Below are 14,626 nucleotides of genomic sequence, written 5' to 3' on the forward strand. Positions count from 1 at the left end.
TCACATTTTATTGCTTGTCGTTGACGGGCGGTGATCGCAGGGTTTCCTCCATGGACTCGCTACGCCCCGGGGCCGACGAGGCAGCCTCCTCCTTGCCCCGCCCCGCCCCGCACTCCTCTCCCCACGCCGCTCCCGCGGCCGCCGTCCACCGCGTCGGTCCCGGTGCTCCGCAACACCCCGGCGCCTCCCGCTCCCCTCTCGACTGGCGGGTGCGCTTCGGTCTCCTCGCGTTGGTCTGGGGGCTGAGCTTCCTCTTCGTCAAAATCAGCGGGCAGGCGTTCGCGCCGCTCCAGGTATCTCTGGGCCGCGTCGCCTTCGGTGCCCTCGCCCTGCTTGCCGTCCTCGTGGTCCGACGGCAGCCGCTTCCGCGGATCGGGCTCCTGTGGGGCCATCTCGCCGTGGCTGCGCTCTTGCTGAACGCCGTCCCCTTCACGCTCTTCGCCTACTCCGAGGAGCGGATCACCTCCGCGCTCGCCGGCATCTGCAACGCCACCACCCCTCTGTTCACACTGCTGGTGGCGGTCAGCGCGCTGCCGGGGGAGCGTCCCCACCGTAACCAGATGGCTGGCATGGCCCTCGGATTCGCCGGGGTGCTGGTGGTCTTCGGCATCTGGAACGGTGCCGACGTGGGAGACCCGGCGGGTGCGGGCATGGCTTTGGGGGCGGCCATGAGCATGGGCGCGGGATGGGTATACGTCCGGCGCTTCGTCACCGGCTCCGGCCACTCCGCGCTGCCCCTGGCGGCCGCCCAACTGATCGCGGGTGCCGTCGAGCTTGCCGTGGTCACCCCCTTCCTCACCTCGGCGCCCACGGCCTTCCCGGCCGCACAGGTGCTCTCCCTCCTGATCCTGGGTGCGCTGGGCACGGGAGCGGCGTTCCTGATTCAGTACGGTCTGGTGCGGGACGCCGGCGTCACCATCGCATCGATGGTGACCTACCTGGTCCCCGTCGTCTCCACGCTGGCGGGCGTCGTCGTCCTGGACGAGGCGCTGAACTGGCATCAGCCGGTGGGCGCCGTCGCCATCCTGGCCGGCGCGGCTCTTTCGCAACGCACGGGGCGTACGGCGACTCCGTCGCGCGCGGCACCCCCCGACGAAGTCTCCGCCAAGTGACCGCCCCTTACGCGTTCGGGAACACCCGAAGAAGGGTGAACGAGTTGAAGATCGCAGTAGACGATCTCAGCGGCCCTGAGATCGCCCGGTTCCTCCAGGAGCACGTCCAGCAGATGCGGCCCATCACGCCGTTGGAGAGCAAGCACGCACTCGATCTCGACAGCCTCCGCAAGCCCGACATCACGTTCTGGTCGGTCCGGGACGGTAACGGCCTGGTGGGCTGCGGCGCGCTGAAGAGGCTGGACGCAGGACACGCGGAGCTGAAGTCCATGCGTACGCGGCCGTCACGGATTTCTGGGCCCCTGTTGACCGTCGTTTACCGCTCGATCCGGCACGGGAGTGGCGCGGCGGCTGGGTTTGCCGCTGAAGGGGCTTGCGCTGTACCCAGGGGCTTTTGCTCGGAGGGTGTGCGCAAGGGCGGTTCGGAGTTGGCATTGCTGCCGCGAGCGGTGGCTTGTCCTGCGAGGCTGGGCGGCGTGACGTACGCAGTGACAGTGGATACGTAGATCGCCGCAGTCGAAGTCGGTCGGTCGGCAACGGAGAAGGGTGCAGGCGCCCCTTCGGGCCACGACGGACGCGGCCCCTGCGCCCAAGCGGTTATGGGCGGGGAAAAAGTTCTCGCTGAGTTCAGCGCCCGATATGACAGTGGGCTGTTTATCGGTGCACAGAGCCATGATGCGTATCACGGTGGTTGCGAGGGCCCGGGATATCGATCAGCCGTGTGGCCCGGCGTGTTTGCGGCTGCCAGGCTGATCGCCCCCCCGGCTCTGGAATGGCCGGCCAGGTGCGGGCCTCATTGGGGAGCCCCTGTGCCAAGATCTTCTGCCGGATTTCTCCTAAACGGCCACCTGGGAACGTATGAGAGCCCCGATCCTCGGAAGGACCGGGGCTTTCACTTGGTGTTTCACCTGTCGGGGAGGCGGGACTTGAACCCACGACCTCTTCGCCCCGAACGAGGTTCGGGCGGGATCAGCACCTGCCTGTTTGGCGTTCCACAGGTCAGAGTGTCGGAAACAAGTAAGCCCCAGGCCACTGGCCTGGGGCTTCCGTCTGGAGCGGGTGACGGGAATCGAACCCGCGCTCTGAGCTTGGGAAGCTCATGTTCTACCATTAAACTACACCCGCGAAATCGCCAGCATGTGCGGCGAGATAACTGCGGACACTGTACCCCATGGCCCGGCCGGCGCGTGCGGCGCCACGGTGCGGGGTGGTGGCCCCGATGGTGTGAAGCTGCTGTGGGAGCGGGAGTTGGGGCGTACGGTGGGGTGGTTCCCCGGTTGCCGAGCGGGTGGGTCCATGGTCCTCGGCGGGGCTTTCCGGTGGCGGAGTGCCACTGGGGAAGGCGCCCGGTTGATCCCCTAATGTGGCTTTCGTTGTCCACGCAGTTGGGAGAGGACTTGATGGAGCGCACCGTCGTCCGTTGTGCCGAGGGGCACGTGTTCAGCACCGCTTCGTTCCCGATGCAGACCACCGACCGGCTCGGTCCCGGACGGCTGCTGCGGTGCCCGCGCTGTGCACGGCTGCGCAACGCGGTACCGGTGGAGTACGCGAAGCGGTAGCCCGGCGGCCCGCCCGGCAGGTGCCGCGGCGGGCCGGAACCGACGGAAGCAGGAGTGACGGGTGACGGCCCGGTCCCGGTGGGGCCGGGCCGTCCTCGTGTCCGGGCCCGGCGGCCGTCGGCCGGTGCGGTGGATCACCGCGGCCGGAGTTGCGCAGGTCACGCCCGTCCGTCGCGGGTGAGGTCCGGGTGGGCGGGCGCGTATCCTCGTCCCCGTGCTTCTCTCAGACAAGGACATCCGGGCCGAGATCGACGCCGGTCGGGTGCGCATCGACCCCTACGACGAGTCGATGGTGCAGCCGTCCAGCATTGACGTGCGTCTCGACCGCTACTTCCGGGTGTTCGAGAACCACCGCTACCCGCACATCGACCCCGCCATGGAGCAGGCCGACCTGACGCGTGAGGTCGTGCCGGAGGGTGACGAGGCGTTCATCCTGCACCCCGGCGAGTTCGTACTGGCCTCGACGTACGAGGTCATCACGTTGCCGGACGATCTGGCCTCCCGGCTCGAAGGCAAGAGCTCACTGGGGCGGCTGGGGCTGCTGACGCATTCGACGGCCGGGTTCATCGACCCGGGGTTCAGCGGGCACGTGACCCTGGAGCTGAGCAATGTGGCGACGCTGCCGATCAAGCTGTGGCCGGGGATGAAGATCGGGCAGCTCTGCATGTTCCGCCTGACCTCGGCGGCCGAGCACTCCTACGGGTCTGAGCGGTACGGCTCCCGGTATCAGGGCCAGCGGGGGCCGACCCCGTCGCGGTCCTTCAAGAATTTCCACCGTACTCAGGTGTGAAGGCGCGCCCGCCGGAGCGAGCGTGCGCGGCGGGGGTGGCGTACGGCGTGCGAAGGCGGGGCTTGCGCCCCGGGGCGTGGCGCGCACAGGGCGTAAGACAGAGAAGGTCTGAGAGAGATTCGTGAGTGATGTACGGGAAAACCTGACGTACGAGCGGTTCGGCGGAGCCATCCGCGAACTGGCGCAGACGATCGCCGACGACGGCTTCGAGCCCGACGTCGTGCTGTCGATCGCCCGCGGCGGAGTCTTCGTCGCCGGTGGCCTGGCGTACGCGCTGGACTGCAAGAACATCCACCTGGTGAACGTGGAGTTCTACACCGGTGTGGGCACCACCTTGGAGATGCCGGTCATGCTGGCGCCGGTGCCGAACGCCATCGACTTCAGCGACAAGAAGGTGCTGATCGCCGACGACGTCGCCGACACCGGCAAGACGCTCAAGCTGGTGCACGACTTCTGCAAGGACACCGTCGCGGAGGTCCGCAGCGCGGTGATCTACGAGAAGTCGCACTCGCTGGTGAAGTGCGAGTACGTGTGGAAGCGCACCGATGACTGGATCAACTTCCCGTGGTCCGTGCAGCCGCCGGTGGTCCGCCGGGACGACCAGGTGCTGGACGCCTGACGGGCGAACGAACTGATCCGAAGGGGCCGTGGCAGAGCGTCGCGGCCCCTTCGGCGTTCCGGCGTTCGCTGGGCCGATGCCGGTCCGGGCGGGCCCCACAGCCAAAACGGACGACGGACGACGGCCGAAGGGCCCCGTCCCCGGGAGAAATCCGGGGGCGGGGCCCTTCGGTCCGTACGGGCCGGGTGGCTGTTTCACGTGAAACAGCCACCCGGACGGTCGTACGGTCAGAGCGTGCCGAGCTTGACCAGGGCGAGCAGGGCGACCAGTTGGATCGCGGAGGCGCCCAGTGCCTTGGGCCACGGCAGGTCGTGGGACTTGCTGACCATCTGTGTCAGCAGGAAGCCGGAGGCCAGCCAGGTCAGCCAGCCCAGGACCGTCACCAGCGGGCTGTCGCCGCCGAGGAACATCGCGAAGAGCAGCCGGGGCGCGTCCGTCACGGCCGTGATCAGCATCGACAGGCCGATGGTGGGCGCCCAGGCGCCGTCGCCGCCGAGCTGGCGGGCGAGGGTGTGGGTGACCGCGCCGAGGATCAGACCGCCGACGATGAACATCACGGCGGTGATCAGCACCCACGGGATGCTCTGCGCGAGCGTGGCGTTGAGGACGTCCTCGCGCGCCTTGTCGAAGCCGAAGACGGCGAGCAGCCCGTAGAGGAACGAGACGATCAGCGCGGGCGCCCAGACCTGGTGGTCGCGCATCTGCCAGAACGTCGCCACCGGCCGCAGCACGATGCCGGACAGCAACTGCTTCCAGTGCAGCCGGGGGCCGGACGGGGCGGTGTTCTGCCCGGCACGGTAGACACCACCGTCGTCGTACTGCCGGCCGTCGTCCCCGTAGGGCTGCTGCCCGTACGCGTCCGGGGCCTCGCCGAGGCTGAACTGCTGGGTGTGGCCGGGGGCGTCGGCGGTGGAGTACGGGGGGTACGGCTGCTGCTGGTAGCCGCCGTCGCCGAAGTACTCCGGCTCGCCGGGGCGGTCCGGCTGTGTGGCGCCGGGCCCGCCGCCGTACGGCCCGGGCTGCGGCTGCTGCCACTGGGCGTGCGGGGGCGGGGGCTGCTGCCCGTAGGGGCCCTGCCCGTACGGTGCCTGCTGCCCCTGCTGCTGCCTGTCCTGTGCGGCGCGGGGATCTTGTCCGCGACCCATCCTGAATCCAGCCACGCCCTCGAACGTACCTGCTCCGCACCGGCCCGGTGACAGCCCGGGACGGCGGGAGGGGGGTTTGCTGCCGAGCTGTGACATCCCCTAGGGGTAACCGGACACCGCTACCTGCCCAAACCGGCCACGCCCCCTAGGGGATGCCCCGAGGGGACGCGCGCCTCAGCGGGCCGGCCCCCGGTGGAGGGTCAGCTCGGGCAGGCCCTCCATGTTGTCGGAGCCGGTGGCGACGGTGGTGAAGCCGTGGTGGGCGTAGAAGGCGCGGGCACCGGTGTTGGCCTCGAAGACATGCAGGGTGAGGCCGTCCGGCCGGTGACCGAGCGCCGTTTCCAGGAGCCGGGTGCCGAGCCCGCGGCGCAGTTCGTCCGGGTGGAGATAGAGGTCTTCGAGCGCGTCGCCGCGGACGGCGGCGTAGCCGATGACGTCCGTGCCGCGTTCGGCCACCCAGGTGGTGCAGACGGGCAGTAGCTGGTCGCGGATCCAGGCGGTGACGCCGTCGAGGTCGTGCCGCTGCGGCGGGAGGTAGGGCATGGTGACCCGCCGGGACTCGCGGTGGACGTGGGCGATGGCGCGGGCGTCCGCGGCGGTGGCGCGGCGGACGCGGACGCCGTCGTCGGCGGTGTCTCCGGTGGCGGCGGTACCGCGTCCGGGCGCGCTGTCGCCGGGCCGGGCGTCGGGTGCCGGGGCTGAGGTCATGGCCGTCATCGTGCCGGACGGCGCCCCGGACGTCGCCCGGATTTCCACCCCGGCCCGACGGGCGGAACCCGTAGGGGAGTCCCGGACCCGACCCGGACCCGACCCGGACCCGACCCCGACCCGGACCCGACCCGGACCCGACCCCGACCCGGACCCGACCCGGACCCGAAGACCGGAAACGCCGACGGCCGGCCCGTACCGGCACCGCTCTCGCGGTATCGGTACGGACCGGCCGTCGGCGGGGCCTGCCGTCAGGGGGCCGCCCGGGCGCGCCCGAAGGATTGCTGAGGGGCGGCCCGGGGCACCGGCCTCACTTCGCCGGTTCGGGCTCCGGGGCGTCCTCGGCGGGGGTGTCGTCGGCCGGGTCGGCGGGTGTCTTGACGGAGTCGAGCAGTAGCTGCGCGACGTCCACGACCTGGATCGACTCCTTCGCCTTGCCGTCGTTCTTCTTGCCGTTGACCGAGTCGGTCAGCATGACGAGGCAGAACGGGCAGGCGGTCGAGACGATGTCGGGGTTGAGGGAGAGCGCCTCGTCGACCCGCTCGTTGTTGATCCGCTTGCCGATGCGCTCCTCCATCCACATACGGGCGCCGCCGGCGCCGCAGCAGAAGCCGCGCTCCTTGTGGCGGTGCATCTCCTCGTTCCGCAGGCCCGGCACCTTGGCGATGATCTCGCGCGGCGGTGTGTAGACCTTGTTGTGCCGGCCGAGGTAGCAGGGGTCGTGGTACGTGATCAGGCCCTCGACGGGCGTGACCGGCACCAGCTTGCCCTCGTCCACGAGGTGCTGGAGCAGTTGCGTGTGGTGGATGACCTCGTACTCGCCGCCGAGCTGCGGGTACTCGTTGGCGATCGTGTTGAAGCAGTGCGGGCAGGTCGCGACGATCTTCTTGGCGGACTTCGGCTTCTTGGTCTCCGGGTCCTCGTCGTCCTCACCGAACGCGGCGTTCAGCGTGGCGACGTTCTCCGCGCCGAGCTGCTGGAAGAGGAACTCGTTGCCCAGGCGGCGCGGGGAGTCACCGGTGCACTTCTCGTCGCCGCCCATGATCGCGAAGTTCACGCCCGCGATGTGCAGCAGTTCGGCGAACGCCTTGGTGGTCTTCTTCGCGCGGTCCTCCAGGGCGCCGGCGCAGCCGACCCAGTAGAGGTAGTCGACCTCGGTCAGGTCCTCGACGTCCTTGCCGACGACCGGGACCTCGAAGTCGACCTCCTTCGTCCAGGCCAGCCGCTGCTTCTTGGCCAGACCCCAGGGGTTGCCCTTCTTCTCCAGGTTCTTCAGCATCGTGCCCGCCTCGCTGGGGAAGCTGGACTCGATCATGACCTGGTAGCGGCGCATGTCGACGATGTGGTCGATGTGCTCGATGTCGACCGGGCACTGCTCGACGCAGGCGCCGCAGGTGGTGCAGGACCACAGCACGTCCGGGTCGATGACGCCGCCCTCTTCGAGGGTGCCGATCAGCGGCCGCTCGGCCTCGGCCAGCGCCGACGCCGGGACGTCCGCCAACTGCTCGGCGGTCGCCTTCTCCGCGCCCTCGGCGTCCTTGCCGCCACCGGCGAGCAGGTACGGCGCCTTGGCGTGGGCATGGTCGCGCAGCGCCATGATCAGCAGCTTCGGCGACAGCGGCTTACCGGTGTTCCAGGCGGGGCACTGCGACTGGCAGCGACCGCACTCGGTGCAGGTGGAGAAGTCGAGCAGGCCCTTCCAGGAGAAGTGCTCGATCTGCGAGACGCCGAACTGGTCGTCCTCGCCCGGGTCCTCGAAGTCGATCTCCTTGCCCTCGCTGGTCATCGGCTGCAGCGCGCCGAGCGCGACATCGCCGTCCGCCTCGCGCTTGAACCAGATGTTGGGGAAGGCGAGGAAGCGGTGCCAGGCGACGCCCATGTCGGTCTTGAGCGAGACGGTGATCATCCAGATGAAGGACGTCGCGATCTTCAGCCCGGCGAAGAAGTAGGTGAGGTTCTGGAGCGTCGCGACGTCCATCCCCTCCAGCCAGTTGACGACCGGGTAGGAGATGAAGAACGACGCCTCGTAGCCGTCCACATGGTGCTGGGCGCCCTCCAGCGCGTGCAGCATGAAGATGCAGACGCCGACGATGAGGATGACCGCCTCGACGAAGTACGCCTGGCCGAAGTTGGAGCCCGCGAAGCGGGACTTGCGCCCCGGCTTCCCCGGCTTGCTCAGTTGGCGGATCACGATCAGCACGGCGATGCCGAGCGCCGTCATCGTGCCGAGGAACTCGACGAAGACGTTGTACGGGGCCCAGTCGCCGATGACCGGCAGGATCCAGTCCGCCTTGAAGAGCTGGCCGATGGCGTTGACGATCGTCAGCAGCAGCGAGAAGAAGCCCACCGCCACGAACCAGTGCGCCACGCCGACGACGCCCCAGCGGTTCATGCGGGTGTGGCCGAGGAACTCCTTGACCACGGTGACGGTGCGCTGCTTCGGGTCGTCGGTCCGGGAGCCGGCGGGGATGTTCTGGCCGAGCCGTACGAAGCGGTAGATCTGTGCGATGGCACGGCCGAACAGCGCGACGCCGACCGCGATTAGGACCAGCGACACGATGATCGCGGCGAGTTGCATTGATGGCTCCTCGGGCCTGCGAGAGCGGGGACTACTGCGACTACTAAGCAGTAACTTTTCGGGTCTGCGCTGAGGTTACCCAGTATCCCGGGCCCCATGAAGCCGCCCGGCCGGTGATCTGCGTCGCGCGAGCGCCCCCGCGCGAGGTGCCGTACGGGCCTTGGGAGGCGGCGGCGCGGCGGGTGCGCTCCCCTTGATCGCTCCACTGAGGATAAGGCCGACATAAAACTTGAGCGCTCAAGACTCAACTCTGTTGACAGGTTCTGAGGGCTGGTGCATGCTTGAGTCCGTTCCACTCAAGTCACTGGAGGAATCGACATGGCACGTGCGGTCGGCATCGACCTGGGTACGACGAACTCCGTCGTCAGTGTTCTCGAAGGCGGTGAGCCCACCGTCATCACCAACGCCGAGGGCGCCAGGACCACGCCGTCCGTCGTCGCCTTCGCCAAGAACGGCGAGGTGCTGGTCGGCGAGGTCGCGAAGCGCCAGGCGGTCACCAACGTCGACAGGACCATCCGGTCGGTCAAGCGCCACATGGGCACCGACTGGAAGGTGGACATCGACGGCAAGGGCTTCAACTCGCAGCAGATGAGCGCCTTCATCCTGCAGAAGCTCAAGCGTGACGCCGAGGCGTACCTGGGCGAGAAGGTTGTGGACGCGGTCATCACCGTCCCGGCCTACTTCAACGACTCCGAGCGCCAGGCCACCAAGGAGGCTGGTGAGATCGCGGGTCTGAACGTCCTGCGCATCGTCAACGAGCCCACCGCCGCCGCCCTGGCGTACGGCCTGGAGAAGGACGACCAGACCATTCTGGTCTTCGACCTCGGTGGCGGCACCTTCGACGTCTCGCTGCTGGAGATCGGCGACGGCGTCGTCGAGGTGAAGGCCACCAACGGTGACAACCACCTCGGTGGTGACGACTGGGACCAGCGCGTCGTCGACCACCTGGTCAAGCAGTTCCAGAACGGCCACGGCGTCGACCTGTCCAAGGACAAGATGGCGCTCCAGCGGCTGCGCGAGGCCGCCGAGAAGGCGAAGATCGAGCTGTCGTCCTCCACCGAGACGACGATCAACCTTCCCTACATCACCGCCTCCGCCGAGGGCCCGCTGCACCTGGACGAGAAGCTCACGCGCTCGCAGTTCCAGCAGCTCACCGCGGACCTCCTCGACCGCTGCAAGACCCCGTTCCACAACGTCATCAAGGACGCCGGCATCTCGCTGTCCGAGATCGACCACGTGGTCCTGGTCGGCGGTTCGACCCGTATGCCGGCCGTCGCCGAGCTCGTCAAGGAGCTGACCGGCGGCAAGGAGGCCAACAAGGGCGTCAACCCGGACGAGGTCGTCGCCATGGGCGCGACCCTCCAGGCCGGTGTCCTCAAGGGCGAGGTCAAGGACGTTCTGCTCCTCGACGTCACCCCGCTGTCCCTCGGTATCGAGACCAAGGGCGGCATCATGACCAAGCTCATCGAGCGGAACACCACGATTCCGACGAAGCGCTCCGAGATCTTCACGACGGCCGAGGACAACCAGCCGTCCGTCCAGATCCAGGTCTACCAGGGCGAGCGCGAGATCGCGGCGTACAACAAGAAGCTCGGGATGTTCGAGCTGACGGGTCTGCCGCCGGCCCCGCGCGGTGTCCCGCAGATCGAGGTCTCCTTCGACATCGACGCCAACGGCATCATGCACGTGACCGCCAAGGACCTGGGCACGGGCAAGGAGCAGAAGATGACCGTCACCGGCGGCTCCTCGCTGCCGAAGGACGAGGTCGACCGCATGCGCCAGGAGGCGGAGCAGTACGCGGACGAGGACGCGAAGCGCCGCGAGGCCGCCGAGTCCCGTAACCAGGGCGAGCAGCTCGTCTACCAGACGGAGAAGTTCCTCAAGGACAACGAGGAGAAGGTCCCCGCCGAGGTGAAGACCGAGGTCGAGGCCGCCGTCGGTGAGCTGAAGGAGAAGCTCAAGGGCGAGGACTCCGCCGAGATCCGCACCGCCACCGAGAAGGTCGCCGCCGTCTCGCAGAAGCTGGGCCAGGCCATGTACGCCGACGCCCAGGCCGCGGGTGCCGACGCCGGTGCCGCGGGCGCCGCGGGTGCCGGTGCGGGCGAGGCCAAGGCCGACGACGACGTCGTGGACGCCGAGATCGTCGACGACGAGAAGCCCAAGAAGGACGGTGCGGCGTGACGGAGGAGACCCCGGGCTTCGAGGAGAAGCCCGACGTCTCCGGCGCCGAGTCCGCAGGCAACGCTGACGACGCGGCGCGAGCCGAGTCCGCCGACAAGGCGGGCTCGGCCCCGGCCGGGGACGACAAGCAGGGCGCGCAGGACATCGCGCTCACCGCGCAACTGGACCAGGTGCGTTCGGCGCTCACCGAGCGCACGGCGGACCTCCAGCGGCTCCAGGCCGAGTACCAGAACTACCGGCGCCGGGTGGAGCGGGACCGCGTCGCGGTCAAGGAGGTCGCCGCGGCGAACCTCCTGTCCGAGCTGCTCCCGGTCCTCGACGACGTGGGCCGCGCCCGCGAGCACGGCGAGCTGGTCGGCGGCTTCAAGTCGGTGGCCGAATCGCTGGAGGCCGTGGTCGCCAAGCTGGGCCTGACGCAGTTCGGCAAGGAGGGCGAGCCCTTCGACCCGACGATCCACGAAGCCCTGATGCACTCGTACGCACCGGACGTCACGGAGACCACGTGCGTGGCCATCCTGCAGCCCGGGTATCGCATCGGTGAGCGGACGATCCGCCCCGCGCGGGTCGCCGTCGCCGAGCCGCAGCCCGGTGCCCAGGGCGGCAAGTCCGCCTCCGAGGACGGTGGCAAGGCTTCGGACGAGGAGAACGGTGGCCCGGACGAGGGCTGACGTGCGGACGGCAGCGAAGAAGACGCGGAAGGAGGGACGTCGGGGATGAGCACGAAGGACTTCGTCGAGAAGGACTACTACAAGGTCCTCGGCGTCCCGAAGGACGCCACCGACGCCGAGATCAAGAAGGCGTACCGCAAGCTGGCCCGGGAGAACCACCCGGACGCCAACACCGGTGACTCCGGCGCCGAGGCGCGCTTCAAGGAGATCTCCGAGGCCAACGACGTACTCGGCGACCCCAAGCGGCGCAAGGAGTACGACGAGGCGCGGGCGCTCTTCGGCAACGGCGGCTTCCGGCCCGGCCCCGGCGGGGGCGGCGGCAGCTTCAACTTCGACCTCGGCGACCTCTTCGGGGGTACGCAGGGTCCGGGGCAGGGGAGTGCCGGCGGCTTCGGCGGCGGCCTCGGGGACGTCTTCGGCGGTCTGTTCAACCGCGGTGGCGGTGCGGGCAGCCGCACCCAGCCGCGGCGCGGGCAGGACATCGAGTCCGAGGTGACGCTCAGCTTCACCGAGGCGGTGGACGGGGCCACGGTCCCGCTGCGGATGTCCAGCAAGGAGCCGTGCAAGGCGTGCTCGGGCACCGGCGACAAGAACGGCACCCCGCGGGTCTGTCCGACCTGTGTGGGCACCGGTCAGGTCAGCCGGGGCGCGGGTGGCGGCTTCTCGCTCACCGATCCGTGCGCCGACTGCAAGGGCCGCGGCCTGATCGCGGAGAACCCCTGCGAGGTCTGCAAGGGCAGCGGCCGGGCCACCAGCGCCCGGACGATGCAGGTCCGCATCCCGGCGGGCGTCGCCGACGGGCAGCGCATCCGGCTGCGCGGCAAGGGCACGCCCGGCGAGCACGGCGGACCTGCCGGTGACCTCTACGTCGTGGTGCACGTCCAGCCGCACCCCGTCTTCGGCCGCAAGGGCGACAACCTCACCGTCACGGTGCCCGTCACCTTCCCGGAGGCGGCGCTCGGCGGCGAGGTGCGGGTACCGACGCTGGGCGGCCCGCCCGTCACGCTCAAGATCGCACCGGGCACACCCAACGGCCGCACCATGCGGGCGCGGGGCAAGGGCTCGGCGCGGAAGGACGGCACCCGGGGTGACCTGCTGGTCACCGTCGAGGTGATCGTTCCCAAGGACCTCGGCGACAAGGCGAAGGAGTCGCTGGAGTCCTATCGCGAGGCGACCGCGGATCAGGATCCGCGGGCGGAGCTGTTCCAGGCCGCGAAGGGAGCATGAGATGGACAGCCGGGGTCACCGTCGGAATCCGTATGAACTGACCGAGGATTCACCGGTATACGTCATCTCCGTCGCGGCCCAGCTCTCCGGCCTGCATCCGCAGACCCTGCGCCAGTACGACCGGCTCGGACTGGTCTCGCCCGACCGCACGGCCGGGCGGGGCCGCCGGTACTCCGCCCGGGACATCGAACTGCTCCGCACGGTGCAGCAACTGTCCCAGGACGAGGGCATCAACCTCGCCGGTATCAAGCGCATCATCGAGCTGGAGAACCAGGTCGCGGCGCTCCAGCAGCGCGTCGCCGAACTCCAGGGCGCCCTGGAGGGCGCCGCCAGCGCGATGCAGCAGCGGGAGGCCGCGGTCCACGCGTCCTACCGCCGCGATCTGGTCCCGTACCAGGATGTGCAGCAGACCAGCGCACTGGTGGTGTGGCGCCCCAAGCGGGGCGAGTGACCACCGCGGAGCGCTGAGGGAAGCGGAGAGGGCCGGGGCGACCCGGCCCTTTCGCATGCCCGGGGGCGGGCCGGGCGTGCGGCCGTGAGGTGCCGGACCTGCTGAGGTGCGTGGCCGGAGGCGACCGGTCCGGAGGCGAGTGGGCTCCTGGCGGGGCGCTGGGTCTTACGCTCGCCCGGCTGCCCGGCTGCCCGGCTGCCCGGCTGCCCGGCTGCCCGGCTGCCCGGCTGCCGCCGGTCCCGGTCCCGGTCCCGGTCCCGGTCCCGGTCCCGGTCCCGGTTTCTTCCGACGGTCGCCCGGTCTTCCGGTGGCCGTCCGCTCAGTGTCCGCCGTATCCCGCTGTGGGCATCGACAGGCGGCGGTGGACGTCCGAGGTCATCGCGAGGTCGTAGACCGGTTCGTCGAGGTCGGCGGTGGCCAGGCGGATGCCGGCGGTGGCGCAGCGGGCGGCGAACGCGTCGGCGTCGTCCACGGCGTGTTCCAGCGCGCGGCGGTGCGGGGACACGAAGACATCGACCAGTCCGCGTTCCGCGTCGCGCCAGAGCGTGGGGTGCCCGGCGGGCAGCCGGTGCAGGCTCAGCCGGACGGTGAGGTCGTAGCCGCGGGCCGCCGCCCACCGTTCGCACATGGCGTGCTGTCCGCGGTCGTCGACGAGGAACGGCTCGTCGCCCAGCTCGGACAGCGGCATCAGACAGGCGAGGGCGGTGGCGCGGACCGGGTTCATCGTGCCCTCCGGGCGGGGTCGGTGTGCGGGCGAGAATACCGGCGTACGGCAGCCGTCGTAACGGGCCGTCACCCGCCGGGTACCCGTGGTCCGGGGCTGTCGGGCGCTCGCTCCCAACCGGCCTGCCGCCCGTGCTCCGGACCGGCTGACCGCCCGTGGTCCGGGCCGGTCGGGCGGCCGTCCTCGGGCTGATCGGGCGCTCGCTCCGGGCCGGGGGGTGCGGGCCGCGTTCCGGGCCGGGCGGCGGGCCCGCGCTCCGGGCCGGTCGGGTGCGTGTTCCGTACCGATCGACGGCCCGTGTTCCGCGCCGGTCGGGTGCTCGTGCCGGATCGGCCGGCCCCGCCCGCGCCCCGGCGGCTCCGGATCGGCCGACCGCCCGCGCCCCGGCGGCCCCGGAACCCGGGCCGCGCTCCCGGGCCTTGGCGCGGCGCTCCCGTGTTCCGCCGGTTCAGGCCCGGCCGAGTGCCCGGGTCACGGCGATCTCGATCACCACGCGCTCCGGGTTGGGGGTCGGCGTGCGGCCGTACCGCTCGGCGTACCGTCGCTCGGCGTCCGCGACCGCCGCCGCGCTGTCCCGGACCCGGGCGATGCCCTCCAGCGTCGCCCAGCGCCGCCCCGCGAACTGGCAGACCGCGGCCCGCGCCCCGTCCGCCCCGGCGGCCCGGACGTTCCGCGCCTTGGTGCTGCCGCCGCGCGTGATGATCCGCGCGATCCGCTGCTCCGCGTCGTACGTCACCCCGACCGGCACGACGTGCGGGGAGCCGTCGGCCCGCGGCGTGGTCAGCGTCGAGATGACGCGCTCGCCCCAGAAGGCGAGGTAGGCGGGGTTGAGGTCGGCGAGATCGTGGGCCATGGGGGAAGCGT

14 protein-coding genes and 1 tRNA gene are annotated in these 14,626 nt (G+C 70.2%); 9 read left to right on the plus strand and 6 right to left on the minus strand.

The annotated features are described in order from the left end of the window. The first annotated feature begins 50 nt into the window (after positions 1–50). Positions 51–1,112, plus strand: coding sequence for a DMT family transporter (locus ACGH2B_RS14505; protein ID WP_399088758.1), 1,062 nt, complete (start codon positions 51–53; stop codon positions 1,110–1,112). A 44-nt stretch (positions 1,113–1,156) separates the two neighbouring features. Continuing rightward, entirely contained in the window at positions 1,157–1,618 is a 462-nt protein-coding gene (locus ACGH2B_RS14510) for a hypothetical protein (protein ID WP_399096993.1), read from the plus strand. 545 nt (positions 1,619–2,163) lie between these two features. Here the strand turns inward: ACGH2B_RS14510 and ACGH2B_RS14515 are convergent. After that, positions 2,164–2,237, minus strand: a tRNA-Gly gene (locus ACGH2B_RS14515). A 248-nt stretch (positions 2,238–2,485) separates the two neighbouring features. Here ACGH2B_RS14515 and ACGH2B_RS14520 point away from each other — a divergent pair. The 3 genes from ACGH2B_RS14520 (at position 2,486) to ACGH2B_RS14530 (ending at position 4,080) form a co-directional block, all read left to right on the plus strand. Beyond that, a complete protein-coding gene (locus ACGH2B_RS14520) occupies positions 2,486–2,671 on the plus strand; it encodes a hypothetical protein (protein WP_345089704.1) in 186 nt (61 codons plus the stop codon). A gap of 214 nt (positions 2,672–2,885) precedes the next feature. Then, positions 2,886–3,461: a dCTP deaminase gene (gene dcd, locus ACGH2B_RS14525; protein WP_399088760.1), complete on the plus strand. Its 576-nt coding sequence runs from the start codon at positions 2,886–2,888 to the stop codon at positions 3,459–3,461. Between the two features lie 121 nt (positions 3,462–3,582). Then, positions 3,583–4,080, plus strand: a complete 498-nt coding sequence (locus ACGH2B_RS14530; RefSeq protein ID WP_399088762.1) for a phosphoribosyltransferase — start codon at positions 3,583–3,585, stop codon at positions 4,078–4,080. Positions 4,081–4,307: 227 nt separating this feature from the next. On the opposite strand, the gene ACGH2B_RS14535 is transcribed toward ACGH2B_RS14530, so the two are convergent. From ACGH2B_RS14535 to ACGH2B_RS14545, 3 genes are all read right to left on the minus strand, one after another. After that, a complete protein-coding gene (locus ACGH2B_RS14535) occupies positions 4,308–5,225 on the minus strand; it encodes a Yip1 family protein (protein ID WP_399096996.1) in 918 nt (305 codons plus the stop codon). 174 nt (positions 5,226–5,399) lie between these two features. Continuing rightward, positions 5,400–5,933, minus strand: coding sequence for a GNAT family N-acetyltransferase (locus tag ACGH2B_RS14540; RefSeq protein WP_399088764.1), 534 nt, complete (start codon positions 5,931–5,933; stop codon positions 5,400–5,402). Positions 5,934–6,243: 310 nt separating this feature from the next. Further along, positions 6,244–8,511: a heterodisulfide reductase-related iron-sulfur binding cluster gene (locus tag ACGH2B_RS14545; RefSeq protein WP_399088766.1), complete on the minus strand. Its 2,268-nt coding sequence runs from the start codon at positions 8,509–8,511 to the stop codon at positions 6,244–6,246. Positions 8,512–8,829: 318 nt separating this feature from the next. Between ACGH2B_RS14545 and dnaK the strand changes: the two genes are divergently transcribed. The 4 genes from dnaK to ACGH2B_RS14565 are packed head-to-tail and all read left to right on the plus strand — an operon-like array spanning position 8,830 to position 13,038. Beyond that, entirely contained in the window at positions 8,830–10,692 is a 1,863-nt protein-coding gene (dnaK, locus tag ACGH2B_RS14550) for a molecular chaperone DnaK (protein ID WP_399088768.1), read from the plus strand. Next, the gene (gene grpE / locus ACGH2B_RS14555; protein WP_399088770.1) at positions 10,689–11,360 is read left to right on the plus strand and encodes a nucleotide exchange factor GrpE; all 672 of its coding nucleotides are present in this window, start codon (positions 10,689–10,691) and stop codon (positions 11,358–11,360) included. Before dnaK ends, grpE begins: the two co-directional genes overlap by 4 nt. A 45-nt stretch (positions 11,361–11,405) precedes the next feature. Further along, positions 11,406–12,587: a molecular chaperone DnaJ gene (gene dnaJ, locus ACGH2B_RS14560; RefSeq protein ID WP_399088772.1), complete on the plus strand. Its 1,182-nt coding sequence runs from the start codon at positions 11,406–11,408 to the stop codon at positions 12,585–12,587. Position 12,588: 1 nt separating this feature from the next. After that, a complete protein-coding gene (locus ACGH2B_RS14565) occupies positions 12,589–13,038 on the plus strand; it encodes a heat shock protein transcriptional repressor HspR (RefSeq protein WP_399088774.1) in 450 nt (149 codons plus the stop codon). Positions 13,039–13,357: 319 nt separating this feature from the next. On the opposite strand, the gene ACGH2B_RS14570 is transcribed toward ACGH2B_RS14565, so the two are convergent. Then, positions 13,358–13,762 (minus strand): hypothetical protein, encoded by a 405-nt coding sequence (locus tag ACGH2B_RS14570; RefSeq protein WP_399088776.1) that lies wholly within the window; start codon positions 13,760–13,762, stop codon positions 13,358–13,360. A 448-nt stretch (positions 13,763–14,210) separates the two neighbouring features. Continuing rightward, complete coding sequence (locus tag ACGH2B_RS14575; RefSeq protein WP_399088778.1) at positions 14,211–14,615, minus strand: TIGR03618 family F420-dependent PPOX class oxidoreductase; 405 nt, start codon at positions 14,613–14,615, stop codon at positions 14,211–14,213. Positions 14,616–14,626 lie beyond the last annotated feature (11 nt).

Origin of the sequence: Streptomyces sp. BBFR2, from assembly GCF_044497305.1 — a bacterium.
Taxonomy (GTDB): Bacteria; Actinomycetota; Actinomycetes; order Streptomycetales; family Streptomycetaceae; genus Streptomyces.

What these genes read in the sequence shown, in the direction of transcription:
- dnaK (WP_399088768.1), top strand. Translation starts at nt 8,830, where the DNA reads ATGGCACGTGCGGTCGGCATCGACCTGGGTACGACGAACTCCGTCGTC.
- ACGH2B_RS14570 (WP_399088776.1), bottom strand. Translation starts at nt 13,762, where the DNA reads ATGAACCCGGTCCGCGCCACCGCCCTCGCCTGTCTGATGCCGCTGTCC.
- ACGH2B_RS14565 (WP_399088774.1), top strand. Translation starts at nt 12,589, where the DNA reads ATGGACAGCCGGGGTCACCGTCGGAATCCGTATGAACTGACCGAGGAT.
- dnaJ (WP_399088772.1), top strand. Translation starts at nt 11,406, where the DNA reads ATGAGCACGAAGGACTTCGTCGAGAAGGACTACTACAAGGTCCTCGGC.
- ACGH2B_RS14540 (WP_399088764.1), bottom strand. Translation starts at nt 5,933, where the DNA reads ATGACCTCAGCCCCGGCACCCGACGCCCGGCCCGGCGACAGCGCGCCC.
- ACGH2B_RS14505 (WP_399088758.1), top strand. Translation starts at nt 51, where the DNA reads ATGGACTCGCTACGCCCCGGGGCCGACGAGGCAGCCTCCTCCTTGCCC.
- ACGH2B_RS14545 (WP_399088766.1), bottom strand. Translation starts at nt 8,511, where the DNA reads ATGCAACTCGCCGCGATCATCGTGTCGCTGGTCCTAATCGCGGTCGGC.
- ACGH2B_RS14535 (WP_399096996.1), bottom strand. Translation starts at nt 5,225, where the DNA reads ATGGGTCGCGGACAAGATCCCCGCGCCGCACAGGACAGGCAGCAGCAG.
- ACGH2B_RS14575 (WP_399088778.1), bottom strand. Translation starts at nt 14,615, where the DNA reads ATGGCCCACGATCTCGCCGACCTCAACCCCGCCTACCTCGCCTTCTGG.